The organism is Micromonospora sp. B11E3 (assembly GCF_039871625.1).
Taxonomy (GTDB): Bacteria; Actinomycetota; Actinomycetes; order Mycobacteriales; family Micromonosporaceae; genus Micromonospora.
In genome coordinates this window covers 17,802-39,243 of sequence record NZ_JBDPMC010000036.1, presented here as the reverse complement: position 1 = coordinate 39,243, position 21,442 = coordinate 17,802, and the positions used below count along the sequence as shown (strand labels likewise).

General features: G+C 73.7%; 12 protein-coding genes and 1 pseudogene. 9 read left to right on the top strand and 4 right to left on the bottom strand.

Annotated elements, in window-relative coordinates:
* Window positions 1-8: 8 nt before the first annotated feature.
* Genes ABGB16_RS19000 through ABGB16_RS18975 form a run of 6 tightly spaced genes read left to right on the top strand, consistent with a single transcriptional unit; the run spans window position 9 to window position 14,433 of the window.
* The gene (locus ABGB16_RS19000; protein ID WP_347669422.1) at window positions 9-236 is read left to right on the top strand and encodes an MbtH family NRPS accessory protein; all 228 of its coding nucleotides are present in this window, start codon (window positions 9-11) and stop codon (window positions 234-236) included.
* Window positions 233-1,996 (top strand): fatty acyl-AMP ligase, encoded by a 1,764-nt coding sequence (locus ABGB16_RS18995; RefSeq protein WP_347669421.1) that lies wholly within the window; start codon window positions 233-235, stop codon window positions 1,994-1,996. Before ABGB16_RS19000 ends, ABGB16_RS18995 begins: the two co-directional genes overlap by 4 nt.
* Window positions 1,993-2,721 carry an amino acid racemase gene (locus ABGB16_RS18990; RefSeq protein WP_347669420.1) on the top strand — a complete coding sequence of 243 codons (729 nt, stop codon included), beginning with the start codon at window positions 1,993-1,995 and terminating at the stop codon, window positions 2,719-2,721. The genes ABGB16_RS18995 and ABGB16_RS18990 overlap by 4 nt, the downstream gene beginning before the upstream one ends.
* A gap of 10 nt (window positions 2,722-2,731) precedes the next feature.
* Window positions 2,732-5,323, top strand: coding sequence for an amino acid adenylation domain-containing protein (locus tag ABGB16_RS18985; protein ID WP_347669419.1), 2,592 nt, complete (start codon window positions 2,732-2,734; stop codon window positions 5,321-5,323).
* The gene (locus ABGB16_RS18980; protein WP_347669418.1) at window positions 5,301-13,124 is read left to right on the top strand and encodes an amino acid adenylation domain-containing protein; all 7,824 of its coding nucleotides are present in this window, start codon (window positions 5,301-5,303) and stop codon (window positions 13,122-13,124) included. The genes ABGB16_RS18985 and ABGB16_RS18980 overlap by 23 nt, the downstream gene beginning before the upstream one ends.
* A gap of 7 nt (window positions 13,125-13,131) precedes the next feature.
* On the top strand, window positions 13,132-14,433 hold the full coding sequence (locus tag ABGB16_RS18975) for an MFS transporter (protein WP_347669417.1): 1,302 nt from the start codon (window positions 13,132-13,134) through the stop codon (window positions 14,431-14,433).
* Window positions 14,434-14,794: 361 nt separating this feature from the next.
* Here the strand turns inward: ABGB16_RS18975 and ABGB16_RS18970 are convergent.
* Window positions 14,795-14,892: pseudogene (locus ABGB16_RS18970) on the bottom strand (IS5/IS1182 family transposase); the annotation flags it as partial.
* A 170-nt stretch (window positions 14,893-15,062) separates the two neighbouring features.
* On the opposite strand from ABGB16_RS18970, the gene ABGB16_RS18965 reads away from it, so the two are divergent.
* Window positions 15,063-15,722, top strand: coding sequence for a DUF6766 family protein (locus tag ABGB16_RS18965; protein WP_347669416.1), 660 nt, complete (start codon window positions 15,063-15,065; stop codon window positions 15,720-15,722).
* 15 nt (window positions 15,723-15,737) lie between these two features.
* Here the strand turns inward: ABGB16_RS18965 and ABGB16_RS18960 are convergent, their stop codons facing one another.
* Window positions 15,738-16,379 carry an SDR family NAD(P)-dependent oxidoreductase gene (locus ABGB16_RS18960; protein ID WP_347669415.1) on the bottom strand — a complete coding sequence of 214 codons (642 nt, stop codon included), beginning with the start codon at window positions 16,377-16,379 and terminating at the stop codon, window positions 15,738-15,740.
* On the bottom strand, window positions 16,376-16,861 hold the full coding sequence (locus tag ABGB16_RS18955) for a TetR/AcrR family transcriptional regulator (protein ID WP_347669414.1): 486 nt from the start codon (window positions 16,859-16,861) through the stop codon (window positions 16,376-16,378). Before ABGB16_RS18955 ends, ABGB16_RS18960 begins: the two co-directional genes overlap by 4 nt.
* A 306-nt stretch (window positions 16,862-17,167) precedes the next feature.
* On the opposite strand from ABGB16_RS18955, the gene ABGB16_RS18950 reads away from it, so the two are divergent.
* On the top strand, window positions 17,168-18,256 hold the full coding sequence (locus tag ABGB16_RS18950; RefSeq protein WP_347669413.1) for a hypothetical protein: 1,089 nt from the start codon (window positions 17,168-17,170) through the stop codon (window positions 18,254-18,256).
* 161 nt (window positions 18,257-18,417) lie between these two features.
* Window positions 18,418-20,253: a glycoside hydrolase family 3 N-terminal domain-containing protein gene (locus tag ABGB16_RS18945; RefSeq protein WP_347669412.1), complete on the top strand. Its 1,836-nt coding sequence runs from the start codon at window positions 18,418-18,420 to the stop codon at window positions 20,251-20,253.
* A 92-nt stretch (window positions 20,254-20,345) separates the two neighbouring features.
* Here ABGB16_RS18945 and ABGB16_RS18940 read toward each other — a convergent pair whose 3' ends face one another.
* A complete protein-coding gene (locus tag ABGB16_RS18940; RefSeq protein ID WP_347669411.1) occupies window positions 20,346-21,308 on the bottom strand; it encodes a zinc metalloprotease in 963 nt (320 codons plus the stop codon).
* Window positions 21,309-21,442 lie beyond the last annotated feature (134 nt).

The window sequence follows — 21,442 nt, the reverse complement described above, 5'->3', positions numbered from 1 at the left end:
GAGACAGCGTGTTCAGCGATGACGAGGCCAGCCGCTCGTACCGGGTGGTGGTCAACCACGAGGAGCAGTACTCGATCTGGCCGGTCGACTACGACCTCCCGGCGGGGTGGCGCGACGCCGGGCGCACCGGCGCCAAGGACGAGTGCCTGGAGTACGTCCGGCAGGTGTGGACGGACATGCGGCCGCTGAGCCTGCGGCAACGGCACGCCGAGGCCGGCCCGGGTGACCGGTCGTGACCGGCGGGAAGCACGCCTGCCGGCCCGACCCGCGGTACCGGAACGTGGCCGACATGCTGCGGCTGCAGGCCGAGGAGTATCCCTCCCAGTGGGCCTGCACGATCCTCGGCCGCGGCGGGCAGGAACTCGACACGGCGACGTACGGCGAGCTCGACCGCCGGGTCCGGTCGGTCGCGGCGACGCTGCAGACCATGACCGCCCCCGGGCAGCGGGTGCTGCTGATGTACCCGACCGGCGTCGACTTCGTGGTCTCCTTCTTCGCCTGCGCCTACGCCGGCCTGGCCGCGGTGCCGGTGCCCTGCCCGGAGGGCCCGGGCGCCGCCCGGGCCTTCGAGCGCCTGCAGGGCATCGTGAAGGACGCCGACCCCGCGCTGATCATGACCACGGCGGAGGTCGCCGGGCATCCCGACCTGGAGCTGCTGACCTCAGGACGGCGCGTGCTCGTCGACCAGGGCCGCGAGGACCGCTCGGCGGCGTTCCGGGCCCCGGTTCTCGACCTCGACGCGCCGGTGTTCCTGCAGTACACCTCCGGGTCGACGAGCGAGCCGAAGGGCGCGGTGATCACGCACCGCAACGTGCTGGCGAACCTCGCGGCGGTGGCGACGGCGGTCCGGATGCACGAGTGCCCGCCCCGCTCCTTCCGGGTGGTGAGCTGGCTGCCCCTCTTCCACGACATGGGCCTCGGGCAGCTGCTCGCCACCGTCTACGCCGGCGGATCGGCCGCCTTCATGGCGCCGATGGTCTTCCTGCTCCGGCCGGTGGAATGGCTGCAGGCGATCGACCGGTACCGGGCCCACCTGAGTTCCGCGCCCAACTTCGGCTACGACTTCTGCGTCGACCGGGTCACCGCCGAGGAGCTCGCCGGGCTCGACCTGAGCTCGTGGCGGGTGGCCCTCAACGGGTCGGAGCCGGTGCGGCCCGAGTCGCTGGAACGCTTCGCGGAGGCGTTCCGCCCGGCCCGCTTCGACCCGGAGGCGTTCATGCCCTCCTACGGCATGGCCGAGAGCACCCTGTACGTCAGCGGCGCCCGGTCGCCGGGCGACGTACGCGTCGTCGACGTGGACGTGGAGCAGCTCGAACGCCACGGGCGGATCGCCGACCCGGCGCAGGGCGCGCCCGCCCGGCGGGTGGTGGCCTGCGGGCGGGTGCCGGAGAACCTCGACGTCCGGGTGGTCGACCCGGAGACCGGGCGGCAGTGCGAGCCGGACGTCGCCGGGGAGATCTGGGTACGCGGCGACAGCATGGCGGCGGGCTACTGGCAGCGGCCGGACGCCACCCGGGAGCGGTTCGGCGCGGCCCTGGACGGCGCGGGCGAGGCGCCCTTCGTCCGCACCCGTGACCTGGGTTTCCTCAGGCACGGCCAGGTCTTCGTGCTCGGTCGGCTGGACGACGTGATCATCGTCGACGGCCGCAACCACTACCCGAGCGACATCGAGTCCACGGTGCAGGGCTGCCACCCGGCGCTGTCGCCGAACAGGTCCGCGGCCTTCGCCTACCAGGACGGCGGGCGCACCCTGCTGGGCATCGTCGCCGAGACGGCCCGCCGCGCGCGCATCGCCTCCGGCGAGGGCGAAGGCGAGGGCACCCCGGTCGCGGAGATCACGGCCGCCGTCCGCCGCGCCGTCGCCGACGAGCACCAGCTCCGTGCCGCCACCGTCGTCCTGCTGCGCCCTGGGGCGCTGCCGGTGACCACCAGCGGCAAGATCCGCCGGGGCCGCTGCCGGGAGCTGTTCCTGCAAAACGGGCTGACCTCCTGGTGAGCGCGGAGACGGACGGTGCCGTGCTGGGGATCGTGGGCGGGATGGGCCCGTACGCCTCGGCCGAGTTCCTGCTGACCGTCTACCGGGAGGCGTCGCTGCGCAGCACGAGCGGAGTCGAGCAGGCACTGCCCCGGTGCCTGCTCGACTCCGACCCGACCTTCCCGGACCGGACGGAGGCGATCCGCCAGGGCCGGTACCTGGAGATGACCGAGCGCCTGCGGTCCCGGATCCGGGGGCTGCTGAGCCAGGGCGCGTCCCGGGTGGTGCTCACCTGCGTCACCGCGCACCACTTCGCCGCCGGTCTCGAGCCGGAGCTGCGGCGGCCCCTGATCTCGCTGGTGGACGTCATCGTCGACGAGCTGCGGGCGCTCGAACCGGTGGACGGGAAGCTGCTGATGCTGGCGACCCGGGGCACCCGTACCGCGCGGATCTTCGACCGCTCGCCCCGCTGGCCGTCCGTGGCCGACCGGGTGGTCATGCCGGGGGCGGCCGCGCAGGCGACCGTGCACCAGCTGCTGTACCGCCTGAAGCAGGGCACCGTCACCGAGGATCTGCTGCGGCAGGTGGAGCAGTTGGCCGACCAGCACGGCTGCGGGGGCGTCATCGCCGGCTGCACCGAGGCGCACATGCTCACCCGGTCGCTGCGGGCCCGCCCCGGCGCGCGCCTGGTGGTCGACCCCCTCGACGCCATCGCCGTCAACCTCGACAAGCTACTCGACCTGTAGGGAGTGTCCGGTGGACAGCCACGTCAGCCAGGAGTTCTGGCGGTCCTATCTGTTCGGCTTCGCCGAGCCGACCCGGTTGGGGATCCGCCGCCGGGTGGCCGAACCGACCGCCGACGGGCGCGCCGAGGTCTCGACCGTCTGCGACGCCGCCGAGACGGCGGCGTTGGCCACGGCGGCCGCCACCGCCGACGTCAGCACCGACGACCTGGCCCGGGCCGCGTGGGGCCTGGTGCTGTGCGCGTACGCCGGCACCGACGACGTGGTCTTCGGCGCCACCGACGACGAGCCGGCGGCCGTGGCGCTGCGGGTGCGGCTGGACCACACCGGATCGTCGGGCGGCTACCTGACGCGCCTGCGCGACGAGCACCGCCGCGGCCGTGAGCAGGCGCCGCCGGCACCGGGGTCGTGGGCGTCGTGGGCCGGCGTCCCGGCCGGCACCCCCCTGTACGACAGCGTCGTGCGCTGCGGGCGTACCGCGTCGTCGGACGCCGACGGGGCGGCGCCGGTCGAGCTGCTCGTGCGGTCGGGGCCGCAGCTGGAGTTGACCCTGCGCTACCACCGCGCGGAGCTCGCCGAGACCGACGCCCGTCGCCTGCTCGACCACACCAGCCGGGTGCTGCTGGCGCTGGCCTCCGCGCCCCCGTCGACGCCGCTGTGGCGGATCACCGTGCTCTCCGAGGAGGAACAGCGCCACATCGTCCACGACTGGAACGACACGCGGGTCTCCGGTCGCGGGGGTGTCACGATCCACGAACTGGTCGAGCGGCAGGTGGCCCGCACCCCCGACGCGACCGCCGTGGTGCAGGGCGACCAGCTGCTGACCTTCGCCGAACTCGACCACGCCGCCCAGCGGCTCGCCGGCCGGCTGGCCGCCGCCGGGGTGGGGCCGGGCGACCACGTGGGGCTCTGCATGGGGCGCGGCGTGCACACCGTCGTCGCCCTGCTCGGCGTGCTCAAGTCCGGCGCCGCCTACGTGCCGCTGGAGCCCACGCTGCCGGCCGACCGGATCCGGTCCCTGCTCGCCTCGCTCGCCGTGCCCGCCGTGGTGACCGACGCCGACACCCTGTGGGCGGTCCGGCACACCATCGCCGACGTCGCCTGCGTCCGCGAGGTGCTGTGGCTGGGTGAGCCGGGTTCCGGGCCGGACGAGCCCGCGGCCACGCCGCGCGTCGGCTGGGGACTGGACGAGACCCGCTCCGCCGCGCCGGCCCGTGCCCTGCCGGACGACGTCGCGTACGTCAACTTCACCTCGGGCTCGACCGGCACGCCGAAGGGCGTGACGGTGACCCACGCCCCCGTGGTCAACCTCATCGAGTGCGTGAACCGGACCTTCGGGATGGGCCCGTCCGACCGCGTCCTGTTCGTCACCTCCCTCGGGTTCGACCTGTCGGTGTACGACGTGTTCGGGGTGCTCGCCGCCGGGGGCAGCGTCCGGGTCGCCAGCGCCGAGGAGCTGCGCGATCCGGCCCGGCTGCTGGCCGTGCTCGACACCGAGCCGATCACCTTCTGGGACTCGGCGCCCGCGGCGCTGCAGCAGGTCGCGCCCTTCCTCGCGATGCGGGAGGCGCCAGTGGACCCCGGGCTGCGGCTGGTGTTCCTCAGCGGCGACTGGATCCCCGTGGACCTGCCGGACGGCATCCGGGAGGCCTTCCCCGGCTGCCGGGTGGTGGCCCTCGGCGGGGCCACCGAGGCGACCATCTGGTCGAACGCCCATCCGGTGGGACGGGTCGATCCGCAGTGGCCGAGCATTCCGTACGGCCGTCCGCTGGACAATGCCCGCTACTACGTCCTCGACTCCGGGCTGCGGCCGGCGCCGGTGGGCGCCCCCGGCGACCTGTACATCGGCGGGGACTGCCTGGCGCTCGGCTACGCCGGCGACACGGCCCTGACCGCGACGAAGTTCCTACCCGACCCGTTCGGCCGCCCCGGCGACCGCATGTACCGCACCGGTGACCGGGCCCGCTACTGGGCCGACGGCACGATCGAGTTCCTGGGCCGCCGGGACCAGCAGGTGAAGGTGCGGGGGTTCCGGATCGAGCTGGGCGAGATCGAGGCGACCCTGGCCGCGCACCCCGACGTGGTGACCGCCGTCGCCGTCGTGCACGGTGCCGCGGAGAACGCCCAGCTGGTCGCGTACGCCGTGCCCGAACCGGGCCGGCGCCCGGACTTCGCGGCGCTGCGCGTGCACCTGGCCCGGCACCTGCCCGAGTACATGGTGCCGGCGCACGTGGTCCCGCTCGACCAGGTGCCGGTCACCCCGAACGGCAAGCTCGACCGGCGGGCCCTGCCCGACCCGACGGCCGGCACGGGACGGCCGCCGCACGTCGAGCCGGAGACGACCGCGGAGAAGGCGGTGGCCCGCCTCTGGTCGGAGCTGCTCGGGGTCGAGCGGATCGGCGTCGACGACAACTTCTTCGACCTCGGCGGCCACTCGATGCTGATCGCCCAGCTGATCGCCCGGCTGCGCGCCGCGCTGGACGTGGAGATCCCGCTCGACGCGCTGCTGGACAACCAGACGGTCCGGACGTTCGCGATCGCCGTCGAGGAGGCGCTGCTGGAGCAGCTGGAAGGGAGCGACGATGAGCAGCCCGCCGGTCGCTGACCAGGCGGCCGCCCGCCGCGCCCGGCTGGAGGCGCGGCTGGCCCGGCTCGCCGCCGCCGACCGGGCGCCGACAATCGCGCCGGCCGGCGGGTCCCGTCGCCTCTCGTCCGCCCAGGAACGGATGCTCGTCCTCGACGAGCTGGAACCGGACCCGGCCGCGTACACCATCGTCTTCGCCCTGCGGGTCGACGGCCCGGTCGACGCCGACGCGCTGGAGGGGGCGCTCGACGGCGTGCACCGCCGGCACGAGGTGCTGCGCACCCGGTACGAGCGGGACGAGGGCGGCTACCGGCCCGTGGTCGACGACGCACCGTTCACGCTGGAGCGTCGGCGCCGCGGGGACCCCCTCGCCGACCTCGACGAGCTCGTCGCGCGGCAGCGACGTACGCCGTTCGACCTGCGCCGTGGGCCGGTGTGGCGGGCGGTGCTGGTCGAGGGGCCGGCGGGCCACCACGTCCTGCTGCTGGCCCTGCACCACATCGCCTTCGACGGCTGGTCCATCGACGTGCTGCGGCGGGAGCTGTGCGCGGGCTACGACGCGCTGCTCGGTCGCGGCCGAACCCCCGCCGCCCCCGGGATCCAGTACGCGGACTACGCCGCCTGGCAGCGCGACCGGTTGGACCGCGGCGACTACCGGACCCAGCTCGACTTCTGGTCGGGGCAGTTGGCCGGCTCGCCGCAGCGCCTCGAACTGCCCGGCGACCGGCCGGCCGGGGCGCCGCGCAGCGGCCGCGGCGGCCGGGTCCGGGCCCGGCTCGGGCAGGCGGAACTCGACGGGGTGCACCGGCTCGCCCGCCGGGCGTCCGCCACCCCGTTCATGGTGCTGCTGGCCTGTTTCACCGCGGTGCTGCACCGGTACACCGGGCAGGACGACATCCTGGTCGGTACGCCGGTGGCCAACCGGGCGGTGCCGGAGGTCGAGCCGCTGATCGGGTTGTTCGTCAACACGGTGGTCGTCCGCAGCCGGTGCGCCGCGACGACCACCTTCGACGAGCTGCTCACCGAGGTGCGTTCCTCGGCCGCGGCGGCCTTCTCGCACCAGGACGTGCCGTTCGAGCGGGTCGTCGCGGAGCTCGGCGCCGCCCGCGAGCCCTCCGGCCAGCCGCTGTTCCAGGTGCTCTGCGACTGGATCCCGGCCGCCCGCCGGCCGGTACGGTTGGGCGACGCCGTGCTGACCGAACTGGACACCACCGGCGGCGGCACCGCCAAGTTCGACCTGACCCTGGAGATCGTCGAGGACGGCACCGACCTCGACCTGGAGCTGGAGTACGACGCCGACCTGTGGGACGGCGCCCAGGCGCGGCGGATGCTCGGTCACCTGCTCACCCTCACCGCGTCGGCCGCCGCCGACCCCGGCGTCCGGGTGGTCGACCTGCCCCTGCTCGACGACGCCGAGCGGGCGCTGGTGACGCGGTCCTGGCAGGGGGAGGACCACCGGTTCGAAGGCCCCGACAACCTGGCCCACCTAATCCAGGCGCGGGCCGACGACCGGGGCGACGCGATCGCCCTGGTCGACGGCGCCGGCACCGTGACGTACGCCGAGCTGATGCGCCGCGCGAACGCCCTCGCCCGCCGGCTGCAGTCGCTCGGCGCCGCTCCCGGGCAGCCGGTGGCGGTGCTGGTCCCCCGGTCCGCCGACCTCGTCGTCGCCCTGCTCGGGGTCCTGGCCTCCGGCGCGGCCTACCTTCCCCTCGACCCCGACCACCCGCGGGAGCGGCTGCGCGACGTGCTGGCCGACGCCGGCGCGGAGCTGATCGTGACCGTCCCCGGCGCCCCGCACGACGACCTGCCCGGCACCGTCGTGCTCGTGGCCGAACCGCCGGCCCCGGGCGACGACCCGACCGGCGCGGCTCCGCCCTGCCGGGCGACCGCCGACGACCTCGCCTACGTCATCTACACCTCCGGGTCGACCGGGCGCCCCAAGGGCGTCATGGTGTCCCACCGGGCCGCCCGCAACCAGATCCTCTGGCAGGTGGCCGAGCTGGGGCTCGGCCCGGACACGACGGCGCTGCTCAAGACCAACGTGACCTTCGACGTCTCGGTCGTGGAGCTGTTCGCGCCCCTGGCCGCCGGCGGCCGGGTGGTCGTCGCCGGCCCCCACGCCCACCGGGATCCGGCGCAGCTGGCCGCGCTGATCGCGGGCGAGTCGGTCAGCATCGCCCGGTTCGTGCCGAGCATGCTCCAGGAGCTGCTGACCGATCGGCACGGCGCCGCACTGCGCGCGCTGCGGCAGACCGACTGCGCCGGCGAGGCGCTGCCGGCGGCGCTGGCCGCCCGCCACCTCGACACGCTCGACGCCGAGCTGATCAACTCCTACGGCCCCACCGAGGCCGCCGTGTACGCCACGGTGCACCGGTCCTCGGCGCCGCTCGGCGCCCGCGTGCCGATCGGACGCCCGGTCGGCAACACCCGCTGCTACGTGCTGGACAGCCGGATGCGACCGCAGCCCGTCGGGGTGCCCGGCGAGCTGTACATCGGCGGGGTCCAGCTGGCGCGGGGCTATCTGGGGCGTCCCGACCTCACGGCCGCGGCCTTCGTGCCGGACCCGTTCGGGCCGCCGGGGGGACGGCTGTACCGCACCGGTGACCTCGTCCGGTGGCGTGCCGACGGCACGTTGGACTACCTGGGCCGGCTCGACCGCCAGGTCAAGATCCGGGGCTTCCGGATCGAACCGGGTGAGATCGAGGGCGTGCTCGCGGCGCACCCCGCCGTGCGGCAGGTCGCCGTCGTGGTGCGGGACGACCCGCCCGCGGGGCGCCGCCTCGTCGCGTACGTGGCCTCCGACGGGCCCGGTGACGAGCTGGCCCGGGAGCTGCGCGACTGGGCGTCGGCCCGGCTGCCCGGCTACATGGTCCCGGCCGCCGTCGTCCGCGTCGCCGAGCTGCCCCGGCTGGCCAGCGGCAAACTCGACCAGTCCCGGCTGCCGGCGCCGGACTGGCAGGCCCGCGACGACCGGTTCGAGCCACCCGCCACGGCCCTGGAGGCGGCGGTGGCCGCCGCCTGGTCGCAGGTCCTCGGCGTGGCCGGGCTGGGCCGGCACGACGACTTCTTCCTGCGCGGCGGCGACTCGCTGCTCGCCGTGCGGGCCGTGGAGGCCGTGCAGCGCGCCGTGGGCCTGGCGGCCGGGCTCCGGCTCGTCTTCGAGGCGCCCACCGTCGCCGCCTTCGCGGCCCGGCTGGCCGCCGGGGGCGCCGACGGGCGGGCCCGCCCACCGGTCGAGCCGGCGGGCGCGCCGGTGACCGACCTGTCCCCCGCCGAGCAGGGCGTGTGGCTGGCCGACCGGCTGGACCCCGGTGACGCGTCCTACCACGTCACCGCGGTGTGCCGGCTGCGCGGCCAGGTCGACCTGGCCGTGCTGGTCGACGCGGTGCGTGACCTGCCCGCGCGGCACGAGGCGCTGCGCACCGCCTTCCCCGAGGTGGACGGCATGCCCGTCCGCTCGGTGGCGGACGTGGTCGAGCTGCCCGTGACGGTGGACGACCGGCGGGGCGGGACGGCGCCCGGCGCCCAGGAGGTCGCCGCCGCGCTCACCGAGCGACCCTTCGACCTGGCCGACGCCCCGCTGGCCCGCGTCGCCGTCACCGTCCTGGCCGACGACGAGCTGATCCTGGCGTTGTCCGTGCACCACATCGTCGCCGACGGCTGGTCGCTGACCGTGCTCCTGGACGACCTGCGGGCCGCCTACTCCGCCCGCCGCGCCGGCCTGCCGTGGCCGGCCGGGTCGACCGCCGTCGGCGCCGGGGACTACGCCCGGCACCAGCGCCGGCCGGAGCGTACGGCGCAGTGGGAGGCCCAGCTGGCCCACTGGGCCGAGCGGCTCGCCGGGGCGGCGCCGGAGCCGGTCCTGCCGGTCGCCCGGGACGCCGGGACGGATCCGGCCGGCTCCGCGTACCGGTTCGTCCTCCCGGCGAAGCTGGTGACGGCGCTGGGCACGCTGACGGCGGGCGAGGGATGCACCGTCTTCATGGGACTGCTCGCCGGGTACGTGGCGCTGCTCGCCCGGTACGGCGGCCGGGACGACGTGCTGCTGTCCATGCCGGTGGCCGACCGGGCCGCGCCGGAACTGGCCGACGTGGTCGGCCTGCTGGTCGACCCCGTACCGCTGCGGGTGCGCCCACCGGCCGGTGGCGGCCTGCGCCAACTCCTGCGCGAGGTCCGGCTCGCCGTCCTCGACGCGTGCGAGCACCGGGACGTCCCGTTCGGACGGCTGGTCGAAAAGCTCGGCCTGGACCCGCGTGCTCTGTCCCGGTACACGGTGAACCTCGACCCGACCCCGTCGGCGGCCGTCGCGTTCGCTCCCGGCGTCACCATGGTGCCGGAGCCGTACGTGCCGACGCGCGCCAAGGCCGACCTCAACCTGACCTTCGAGGCCGGCGACGGGGTCCTGGCGGGCTGGTTCGTCTACCGTCGCCAGGCGTTCGACGCGGGAACCGTCGAACGGATGGCCGGGCATCTGCTGAGCCTGCTGGCCGGCGCCGTGGCGGAGCCGGACCGCCCGCTGGCCGCGCTGCCGATCCTCGGCGCCGACGAGCGCCCGGCCCTGCTGGGCGACCTGACCCCACCGGCGGCGCCCGCCCGCTGCCTGCACGACCTGGTCTCCGAGCAGACGCGGCGGGCCCCGGAGGCGGTGGCGGTGACCGGCCCGGGCCCCGACGGGAGCCGCGTCGAGCTGACCTACCGCCAGCTCGACGAGGAGTCCGGCAAGCTCGCGCGGCGGCTGCGCCGGCACGGCGCCGGGGCCGGCGCGGTCGTGGCGATCGGCCTGCCCCGCGGCCCCTGGCAGGCCGTCGCGGTCCTCGCCGTGCTGCGCGCGGGCGCCGCGTACACGGCCCTGGACATCCGGCACCCACTCCCCCGGCTGACGCACATCGTCGCCGACAGCGGGGCGGCGCTGCTGGTCACCGACACCGCCACCGCCCCGGTGCTCGACCCGCTGCCGGTGGCGCCGCTGCTCGTCGACCGGGCCGACGAGCCGGCCGCCGACGCGGCGCCCGCACCGCCAGCACACCCCACCGACGTCGCCTACATCACCTACACCTCCGGTTCGACCGGGCAGCCGAAGGGGGTGGCGACCCCGCACGCCGCCGCGTGCAGCTACCTGACCGAGCACCTCCTGCCGCGCTTCGGGATCGGACCCGACGACACCGTCCTCCAGGTCGCCTCGCTGTCGTTCGACGCCGCCGTACGCGACCTGCTGGGCCCCCTCGCCGCCGGCGCCCGCGTCGTCTTCCTCTCCGGCGACGACACGGCGGACCCGGAGGCGATCCTGGACGTGATCGTCCGGGAACGCGTCACCTGCCTGCTCAGCGTCGTACCGTCCCTGCTGCGCGCGCTGCTGGAGGCGGCGCGGCGGCGCGGCGGGGACGGCGGCGCGACGCTGCGCCTCGTGCTGACCGCCGGCGAGATGCTGGACCTGGCCGACGCCGTCCGGCTCGCGCGGGTGTGGGGCCGCGGCGTACAACTGGTCAACCAGTACGGGCCGACCGAGACGACGATGACCGCGACGTGGGAGCGGCTCGACGTGACGGACCAGGACCGGGGACCGTCGCCGGTCGGCGTCCCGGCCACCGGCTCCCGGGTGTGGGTGGTGGACCGCCACGGCGGACTCGCCCCGGTCGGGGTGGTCGGCGAGGTGTGGATCGGCGGCCCCCGGGTCGGACACGGCTACCACCGGCGGCCGGAGCTGACCGCCGAGCGGTTCGTGCCCGACCCGTTCTCGGGGGAGCCCGGCGCCCGGGCGTACCGCACCGGCGACCTCGCCTGGTGGGGCCCGGACGGCCGGCTGCGGCTGATGGGCCGCGGCGACGACCAGGTCAAGATCCGTGGCGTCCGGGTCGAGCCGGCACAGGTCGAGTCGGTGATCCGGGCGCTGCCCGAGGTCGGCGACGCCGTCGTGCTGCCCCTGGCGGCGCCCGGCGGCGCCGCCCCGGTCCGGCTCGTGGCCTGGGTGGCCCCCGGCGACGTCGACGGCGGTGCGCTGCGGCGGGCACTGCGACGGATACTGCCCGAGCACGAGGTGCCGGCCACGGTGTACGCGGTGCCCGCGCTGCCGCGCCTGCCGAACGGGAAGGTCGACCGGCAGGCCCTGACCGCCACGGTCCAGCCGTCCGGCCGGGACGCGGAGTCCACCCGCGGCGCGGAGTCCACCCGCGGCGCGGAGTTCCCCCAGGACGCGGAGTTCCCCCAGGACGCGGAGTCGCCCCGGGGCCCGGCGGAACAGCTCGTCGCCGCGATCTTCGCCGAGGTGCTCGCCGACGAGCACCCCGACCTCGGGCCGATCGGCCGGCACGACAACTTCTTCGACCTGGGCGGGCACTCCCTGCTGGCCACCAGACTGGCGGGGCGCGTGCGGCAGGCGACCGGGCGCCAGGTGCCGCTGCGCGCCGTCCTGGCCGGGCCCACCGTCGCCCAGATCGCCGCGCAGGTCGAGGCCCGGGGGGCCGGCGACGCGGACCGCCGGCACGGCCCGGGCGGGCACGCGCCGGCCGACGATCAGGGCCGGCTCACCGCCGGCCAGGAGGCGATCTGGCGTACCTGCCGGGAGCATCCCGGCACCCCCGCGTACCACATCGGATTCGCCGTACGGATCAGCGGCGACCTCGACCGGATCGCGCTGATCCGCGCCGCCGACGCCCTGGTGGCGCGGCACGCCGCCCTACGGACCGGCTTCGCCGACGTCGACGGCCACCCCGTCCGGGTCGTCGAGCCGCTCGCGCTGCTGCCGCTGACCCGGCACGACGTGACCGCCGACCCCGACCCGGCGGCCGCCGCCCACGCACTGGCGGAGGCGTCCCTCCGCGAGCCGTTCGACCTGCGCCGGCCGCCGCTGGCGCGGGCCGCGCTGATCCGATCCGGCCCGGCCGAACACGTGTTCGCGCTGACCGTCCACCACCTCGTGGCCGACGGCTGGTCCCTGTCGGTGCTGCAACGCGACCTGGCGGCCTGCTACGAGGCCGCGGCGCACGGGCGGCAACCCGCGCTCGCCCCGACGGTCGACTTCGCGCCGCACCGGGTGTCGCCGCCGGACCCGGCCCGACGTACGGCCGGGCTCGCGTTCTGGCGGGCGGCGATCGGGGACGTCCCGACCGTGCTCGAACTGCCCACCGACCGACCCCGGCCGGCCCGGCGCTCGTGGGACGGCGCCACCGAACTGTTCGACGTGGACGCCGACGTCGACCGGGTCGTCGGTCGGGCGGCCCGGGCGCTGGGGGCCACCGAGTTCATGGTGCTGCTCGCCGCCACCCAGGTGTGGCTGCACCGCCGATCGGGCCAGTCCCGCTTCCTCGTCGCGGTGCCGGTGAGCAACCGGACCGACCCGGACGTGGAGCACACCGTCGGGCCGTTCGCCAACATCCTGCCGGTACCCGCGGACCTGCGCGACGTGCCACGCTTCTCCGACCTGGTCCTGCGGGTCAGGCAGACGATGACCGCCGGATGGGAGCACCAGGACGTGCCGTTCGAGACGCTCGCCGCCGCGGCGGCCACGGCCGGCACGGACCGCCCGCCGCTGTGCCAGGTGATGGTCGGCATGCAGAACCTGCCGGCGGCGCCGGCCGGCCTGGCCGGTCTAGCCGTCGAGCCGATCCGCACCGACCGCGGCACCACCCGGTACGACCTGCACATCCGCTTCCAGCCGGAGGAGTCGGGCACCTGGGGCTGGGTCGAGTACAACACCGCGCTGTTCGAGCGAGCCACCATCCGGGCCTGGATCGCCGAGCTGCTCGACTGCGTCGGCGAACTGGCCGGCGCACCCGACGCGCCCGTCGGCAACTCCATGACCGAGACCGTTACGGCCACGTGAGGCAGTCATGCGTATCTTCAACCTGATCTGGGCGGGCCAGGCCGCCTCGCTCATCGGCTCGGCGATGACCGCCTTCGGCGTCGGCATCTGGGTCTTCCAGCAGACCGGGTCAGCGACCGCCTTCGCGACGCTGATCCTCGCCGCGTCCCTGCCGGGCCTGCTCACGCTGCCCGTGGCCGGGGCGCTGGTGGACCGCTGGGAGCGCCGGCAGGTCCTCATCCTCAGCGACGGCGGCAGCGTCGTCGTCCCGGTCACCATCGTGGTGCTGCACCAGGTCGACGCGCTGGCCCTGTGGCACGTGTACGTGCTCGCCGCCGTCCTGTCGGTGTTCCGCGCCTTCCAGTGGCCGGCGTTCTCCGCCCTGGTCGCCCAGATCGTGCCGAAGGAGCAGCTGGGCCAGGCGAACGGCCGGCTGGCGGTGGCGGAGGCGGCCGGGCAGCTGCTGGGGGCGCTGTTCGGCGGCATGCTGTACGGCCTCGCCGGCCTGACCGGCCTGCTGACCGTGGACATCGTGACGTTCGCCGTCGCGGTGGCCACCGTGCTGATCTCGCTGCGGATGCTCCCCGCCGTGTCCCGGCAGGACGGGCCGGCCGCCGCGGAGCGCGGGCGGCTGCTCCGTGAGCTGCCGGAGGGGTGGCGCTTCATCCGCCAGCGGCCCGGGCTGTTCGGTCTGCTGCTGTTCTTCGCCGGCAACAACCTCGTCATGGAGATGGCGATCGTGCTGGTGTCGCCGCTGGTGCTCAGCATCGCCGGACCGGCGGAACTGGGCGTGGTCAACGCCGTCGGCTGGACGGGCATGGTGCTGGTCGGCGGGCTGATCAGCCTGACCCGGGAGCCCCGCGACCGGATCCGGGCGATCACGCTCGTGGCCTGCGTGCACGCGGTGCTGGTGCTCGCGATGGGAATGCAGCACACCGTGTGGACGGTGGGCGCGGCGATGGCCGGGATCCTCGGCGGGTACGCCGTGACCAACGCGGCCACCGCGACGATCTGGCAGCTCAAGACGCCCAGCGAGCTGCAGGGACGGGTCTTCGCCGTACGCCGGATGATGGCCTGGTCGGCCGAGCCGGTCGCCTACGGCCTCGCCGGACCGGTCGTCGCCCTGGTCGGCGCGCCGCTGTCCGCCGAGGGCGGGGCGCTGCACGGGGTGACGGGGGGCGGCGCCGGCGCCGACATCGCCGCCGTCTTCCTCCTCCTGGGTCCGGCGCTGCTCGCCGTCGTGGCGGCGACCCTCCTGCGGCCCTCGGTGCGACATCTGGAGCGGGTGTTGCCCGACGCGCCGTCTCCGGTGAAGGTGCCCGCGGCGTGACGCGAGCTGCTCCGGTGAGAGCCGCGTTATGACCGGACTCCCCGCGGGCACCGTCAGAGTGTTGCCACTGTAGGTCGCATTCGCCGTGCGGCCCCAGTAAACAGTCGTGTCCCCGTCCATCTGGGAGCGTTCATGTCACGCAGGTTCACCCGTCGCGCAACTGGCGCGCTGGCCGCCGTCGTGCTGGGAATCGTCGGCCAACTGGCGTTGCCGGGCACCGCCCACGCCGCGGTGTCCATCACCACGGCCACGCTGAAGGACGGCCGGCTCCGCATCGAAGGGTCGGGCGGCACAGGCGGCACGTTCATCGCCGCCTTTTCGACCACCGACGTGGCCGGCACCCGCGTCGGGACGGATGGTCGTAGACCGCCTTGTCGAAGGCCGGGGTCGCCCGCCGGCGCTGCCCGCGGCGGCCCGGCGGGCGACCTGGTCCAAGCGTTCAGGGATGACGTGCCGGATCCCGTCACGGGGTGGCGTCGTTGACTGTCGGTAGGCCACTCGGGAGCCCCTGCCACGGCCGGTAACCGGCCTGCTCGCCGCGTTCCGCCCGCCTCCCACGGCCGTGGTGTTTCGTACCGGCGAGCCCTGGGCACCTTTCGCAGGTCAACATGCTGGAACGGGAGGTTCGCATGCGTCGGTGGCTTCGGGAGCACGCACTGTCGGTCGCCATGCTCGGCGCCTTCGTGATCTTCTGGTCGTTGCAGAGCGTGTTCGGCTGGCAGGTGCACAACGAGGAGTTGAGCCAGTACGGCCAGGACGCCATGTCGTACCTGGCGTACCTGCACAGCGGGCACTTCGCGGAGGCGACGTTCGAGAACTGGGAGTCGGAGTTCCTGCAGATGGGCGGGTACGTGCTGCTGACCGCGTACCTGGTGCAGAAGGGCTCCTCGGAGTCCAAGCCGGTGGACCAGGGCGACCGGCCCGAGGACCGGGCCGAGAACGCGACCCCGGAGTCGCCCCGGCCGGTGCACGTCGGCGGCCTCGCGTTGACGGTGTACCGCAACAGCCTCTCCATCGCCCTACTGATGATCTTCGCGGGGGCGTTCCTCGGGCACCTGTTCGGTGGTGTGGCGGAACACAACGAGGAGCAGATGCTGCAGAGCGGGGCGGCACCGATCAGCGCGTGGCAGTTCCTCGGCACCAGCGACTTCTGGTTCCAGTCGATGCAGAACTGGCAGAGCGAGTTCCTCGCCGTCGCCGCGCTGATCCTGCTGAGCATCCTCCTGCGTCAGCACGGTTCGCCGGAGTCCAAGCCGGTGACCGCGTCGCACGCGACCACGGGCGCCTGAGGAGCCGGCGGCTCGTCAGCGGAACTGCAGCCGGTTGACCGCGTCGAAGAGTCGGGCGCCGAAGAGGCGGCGGGTGTGCACCATCGCCCAGGCCGCGGACGTGACGAGGTAGCGGGTGCGGGGCCTGAGGCCCGGTTCGACGACGACCACCTTGATCCCGAAGGGCCGTACCTCCTGGCGCAGCGCATCGGAGATCGCCTCGACCGCGTACTTGCTGGCGTGGTAGTAGCCTCCGGCGGGGAACACGATCCGGCCGCCCATGGAGCTGATGTTGACGATGCGGCCCCGACCGGCCCGACGCATGCCGGGCAGGACCAGCTGCGTCAGCCGGCTCAGCCCGAAGACGTTCGTCTCGAACTGCGCGCGGACCCGGTCCATCGGGGCCTGCTCGATCGGGCCGTACTCGCCGTAGCCGGCGTTGTTGACCAGCACGTCGACGTGGCCGTGCTCGGCTTCGATCGCCGCCACGGCGGCCCGCATGGACGCCTCGTCGGTGACGTCGAGCGGTAACAGCCGTGCGCCGGCCGCGGCCAGGTCAGTGATCGCCTCGAGTGTGCGGGCAGTCGCGTAGACGGTCAGTTCGGGCCGGCGGGCGAGTCGACGGACGGTGGCCCGGCCGATGCCGGAGGACGTGCCGGTGATCAGGACGGCGGTCATGACGGGCCTCCGGGGCGGGTGAGCCCGGCGACGACCAGCGCGACGCCGTCGCGCAGCCGCTGCCGGGGCAGGTCGGGGTCGGTGAGGTCGGCCTCCAGGCCGCGGGTGAGCGCGATCAGCACGTCGGCGACCGCGTGGGCACGCGGTCCGGCCAGGTCGTCGAGTGTGTGAGCCACCAGGTCGGTCAGCTCGCGGGTGTACGCCTCGACGAGGTCGCCGACGAGTTTCGTGCTGGAGTCGAGCAGTTCGGCGGCGTGCGGGCTGTCCCGGTGCAGGCCGAGGGTGAGTTCCAGCTTGGCGTCGAGCACGGCGACGAGCCGCTGCCGCGTCGACGCGTTCGGATCGTCCGCCGCGGCCCGCGCCCGGTCGAGGGACTCGGCGAACAACCGCTGGGCGAGCCGCCGGTAGGCGTCGTTCTTGTTCCGAACGTACTGGTACGCCGCGGCCCGGGACATTCCGGCCGCCGTGGCGATGTCGTCCATGGTGCGTCCGAGACGCGGCGGCGGGCCAACCGGTGCGCGGCGCAATGGCGACAGACGCTAGTCGCGGCGGCCGGAAAGCATCTTGACGGGATTTGCCGACAGGATATGGAATTCCCATGCGCCCGCTTCATTCGGCGGCAACTCCGCATTCGGATCACTATTTACCAGAGTCAATCGATAAAATCAACCTTCAGTAGTTTGGTTACATTTCCCTTCATCTGCCTACTTGAACTTCAAGCGATAACAATCCATGGCTTCGGTGCAGTAATTTCGTCCTCCCGATCCACTATCCGAGAGGTAGGGAAGATGTCCTCGAGACTGCTACGCGGCCTGACGGCTGTCGCGGTGATGTCCGCGGCGGCGCTCACCGCCGCGGGCACCGTCGGCGCGGCCTCCGCCGCCCCGGCCAGCTCGACCAGCGCTGTCATCAGCAGCCCCGCCCAGCTCAGCCCCGAGGTGGCCCGCACGGTCACCGGCACCGGCGCCGACGCCCGGCAGGACGCCCTGACGGCGTACTGGACCCCGGAGCGCATGAAGGCGGCCAAGCCGGACACCGAGATCCCCGCGGTGAAGGCGGCGCTCGCCAAGCGCGACCGCGCCGCCGACTCGGCGAAGACCGCCACCAAGCCGCAGGGGCCGTCCGGCAGCGTGGCGCCGGCCGCGCCCGCGGCCGAGCCGAAGGCGAGCACGTCCACGGTCGACTCCTCCGACGTCGGGACGCAGGCCTACTACCCCAACTACCCGGTCGGCCACCCGACGGCCCGCACCGCCGGCAAGGTCTTCTTCACCCTCAACGGCGGTAACTACGTCTGCTCGGGGACCATCGTGAACACCGAGGGCCGGTCCTCGGTGTGGACCGCGGCCCACTGCCTCACCGGCGGCGGGGCCTTCGCGAGCAACTGGGTCTTCGTCCCGAACTACAACAACGGCGCGGCCCCCTACGGCCAGTGGCCCGCCATCCAGCTCTGGTCCACCACGGCCTTCTTCTACAACAACAACGACTTCGCCAACGATGTCGGGTCGGCCGTGATCGGCCGCGTCAACGGCTGGCGGATCTGCGACTACCTGGGCGGCCAGGGCATCGCCTGGAACTTCCCGATCGGCCAGTACGTCTACGCCTTCGGCTACCCGCAGGCGTCGCCGTTCAACGGCCAGCTGCTCACCGCGGAGAACGGCCCCACCTACGACGGTGGCGGCGGCACCATCTACATGGTCAACTACATGACCGGTGGCTCCTCCGGCGGCGGCTGGCTGATGCAGTTCGACGGCAACTGGGGCTACCTGAACGGCCACAACGACTTCAAGTACAACACCCTCCCGCAGTACATGTTCTCGCCGTACTACGGCAACCAGGTGGCGAACCTGTACAACACCATCCGTAACATCTCCGCCTGACGTTCATGAAATGGCGCCGGGTCCGGCCTCGGACCCGGCGCCGTTCCATGCCGGAGGTCGGGCGGCCGGGCGCACCAGCCGGAATCCAGCGGTGTTCTTCGATCTTTTGCTGCCATAGGGTGCCGGTAACGGCCGCCCCGCTCCGCCGGAAGGAGTGACCCGTGACCCGCCACCCCCGACGCGTCCGCCGTCCCCTCAGCCTCGTCCTGCTCCTCGCCGCGGTCACCGCCCTGGCCGCGCCCGGACCCGCCACCGCCGCGACCTTCCCGTACCAGGACGCCACGCAGCCCGTCGCCATCCGGGTCGCCGACCTGCTGTCCCGGATGACGCTGGACGAGAAGATCGGCCAGATGACCCAGGCCGAGCGGGGCTCGGTGACGAACGCCGACCTGACGACCTACCGGCTCGGCTCCATCCTGTCCGGTGGCGGCTCGGCCCCCTCGCCCAACACCGCCACCGGCTGGGCCGACATGTACGACGGCTTCCAGCGCGCCGCCCTCGCGACGCCGCTGGCCATCCCGATGGTCTACGGCGTCGACGCCGTGCACGGGCACAACAACGTGGTCGGAGCGACCATCTTCCCGCACAACATCGGGCTCGGCGCGACCCGCGACCCGGCCCTGGTGCAGCAGATCGGGCAGGCGGTCGCCGAGGAGATCTCCGGCACGGGCGTCGACTGGAACTTCGCCCCCTGCCTCTGCGTGGCCCGCAACGACCGGTGGGGCCGCACGTACGAGTCGTTCGGCGAGACGCCGGACATCCCCTCCGACATGACCACGCTGATCACCGGGCTGCAGGGCACCAGCCTCGGCGGCCCGACCTCGGTCCTCGCCACCGCCAAGCACTACCTCGGCGACGGCGGGACGGCCGGCGGCGACGACCAGGGCGACACCGCGCTGACCGAGGCGGAGCTGCACGCCATCCACCTGCCACCGTTCCAGGCGGCGGTGCAGCGCGGCGTCGGCTCGGTGATGATCTCCTACAGCAGCTGGAACGGCGTCAAGCTGCACGGCCACCAGTACCTGATCAGCACGGTGCTCAAGGGCGAACTCGGGTTCGGCGGCTTCGTCGTCTCCGACTGGAACGGCATCGACCAGATCGACGGCTCCGCCGGGTTCACCGCCGCCGAGGTCACCGCCGCGATCAACGCCGGCATCGACATGGTGATGGTCCCGACCGCCTGGAAGACCTTCATCAGCACCCTGCGGGCCGAGGTGCAGAACGGGCACGTGCCGCTGAGCCGGATCGACGACGCCAACCGGCGCATCCTCACCAAGAAGTTCGAGCTGGGGCTCTTCGAGCGGCCGTTCACCGATCGCGGCTGGACCCCGACCGTCGGCAGCGCCGCCCACCGGGCGCTGGCCCGGCAGGCCGTCCGCCAGTCGCAGGTGCTGCTGAAGAACGCGGGCAACGTGCTGCCGCTGGCCCGGGACAACAACAAGATCTTCGTGGCCGGCAAGAACGCCGACAACATCGGCAACCAGAGCGGCGGCTGGACCATCTCCTGGCAGGGCTCGTCGGGCAACATCACCCCGGGAACCACGATCCTGCAGGGCATCCGGGCCGCCGCCGGTCCGGGCACGACGGTCACCTACAACGCCCGGGGCACCGGCATCGACGGCAGCTACCGGGCCGCGATCGCCGTGGTCGGCGAGACACCGTACGCGGAGGGGCAGGGCGACCGGACCGGCAGCATGAGCCTGGACCGGGAGGACCTGCGGACGATCTCGACCCTGCGCAACAGCGGGGTGCCCGTGATCGTGGTGCTGGTGTCGGGCCGCCCGCTCGACGTCGCCGCCGAGTTGCCCGACTGGAACGCGCTGCTCGCCGCGTGGCTGCCCGGCACCGAGGGCGCAGGTGTGGCCGACGTGCTCTTCGGCGCCGCGCCGACCGGCAGGCTGCCGATGACCTGGATGAACTCGGTCGGCCAGCAGCCCGTCAACGCGGGCGACGGGCAGGTGCCGCTCTTTCCGCAGGGCTTCGGCCTGACGTACTGAAGCGCCCAGCGCCGGCCGGCCGGTCCGGGGCTGTGGTGGAACGGGGAGTGACGGGCCGCCGGCCGGCGGCCCGTCACCCCGCGCGTGCCTGGTTACTTGGCGCCGCCGGCGCGGAACGCCACCCAGGCGTCGCTCATCCGGTCCGCCTGACCCGCGGTGAACATGTTCATGCAGGAGTCCTGCGTGTAGTCCATGAAGTTGTGGATCGGGTCCAGCCCGGGTGCGGTGCAGGTGTCCGCGCCCGTCGGGCAGTTGAACTGCGGCACCGCCTCCCGCGGGGTGTCCGCGACGTAGTCGCCGGAGGCGGAGCAGCCGTGCGCGAAGGTGTGCTCCAGCATCAGCCAGTGCCCGACCTCGTGCGTCAGCGTGTCACCCAGGGCGTACTTGCCCGCCGTCCCGCCCGGCATCGACTCGTCGAGCATCACCACGCCGTCGATGTAGTCCCGGCCGTTGTTGTAACCCTTCGGGAAGTACGCCCAGCCGAGAAGCCCGCCGCCGATGTTGCCCGCGTAGACGTTGAGGGTGCGGGAGTCACCGGTGTACAGCGCGTGCTTCATGTCCCGCTCGTTCTTGCCCGGCACGACCGTGTACCAGTCGCTGTTCACCGTCCACGTCGTGTCGACCAGCGAGAACCGGAACGGCGTGTCGGAGGCGTCCGGCGCCGTGCGGCCCGCGAACGAGTCGTTGAGCACCCTCATCTGCGCCGCGATCAGGGTGTTCCACCTGTCCTTCTCGGCCGCGCCGAGAGGGTGGTCGGAGATCATGTGGAAGACCGTGGGCACGGTGACGCTGCCGTTGGGCAGGCGCGGCGAATCCTTGATCACACCGTAGGCGTTCGCCTCGTTCTTGGAATACAGCTCCGGCTCCTGTGCGGTGGCGCCCTCGCTCACCCGCGCCGCGCTGTGTGCCCCGGCTTCGGGCTCACAGACCGCGACACCCGGGGAGGCGGTCACGGGCGCGGCGGCGGCGACCGCGCCGGAGGCGCCACCGGCCGCCAGGAACGTGGCGGCGGTAGCGGTCAGGGCCGCCAGTTGGAATGATGATTTTCTACCCATCGATGCACCTTTCACGCATGGAATAGGGAGTCGCGGAGCGGAATGGACGAGGTCCGCCGCGAAAGAGTCACTGAATGGTCGTCCCGGTATGAGAACACGCCGTTGACGTTTACAACAGGCCCCAAGCGGGGGAC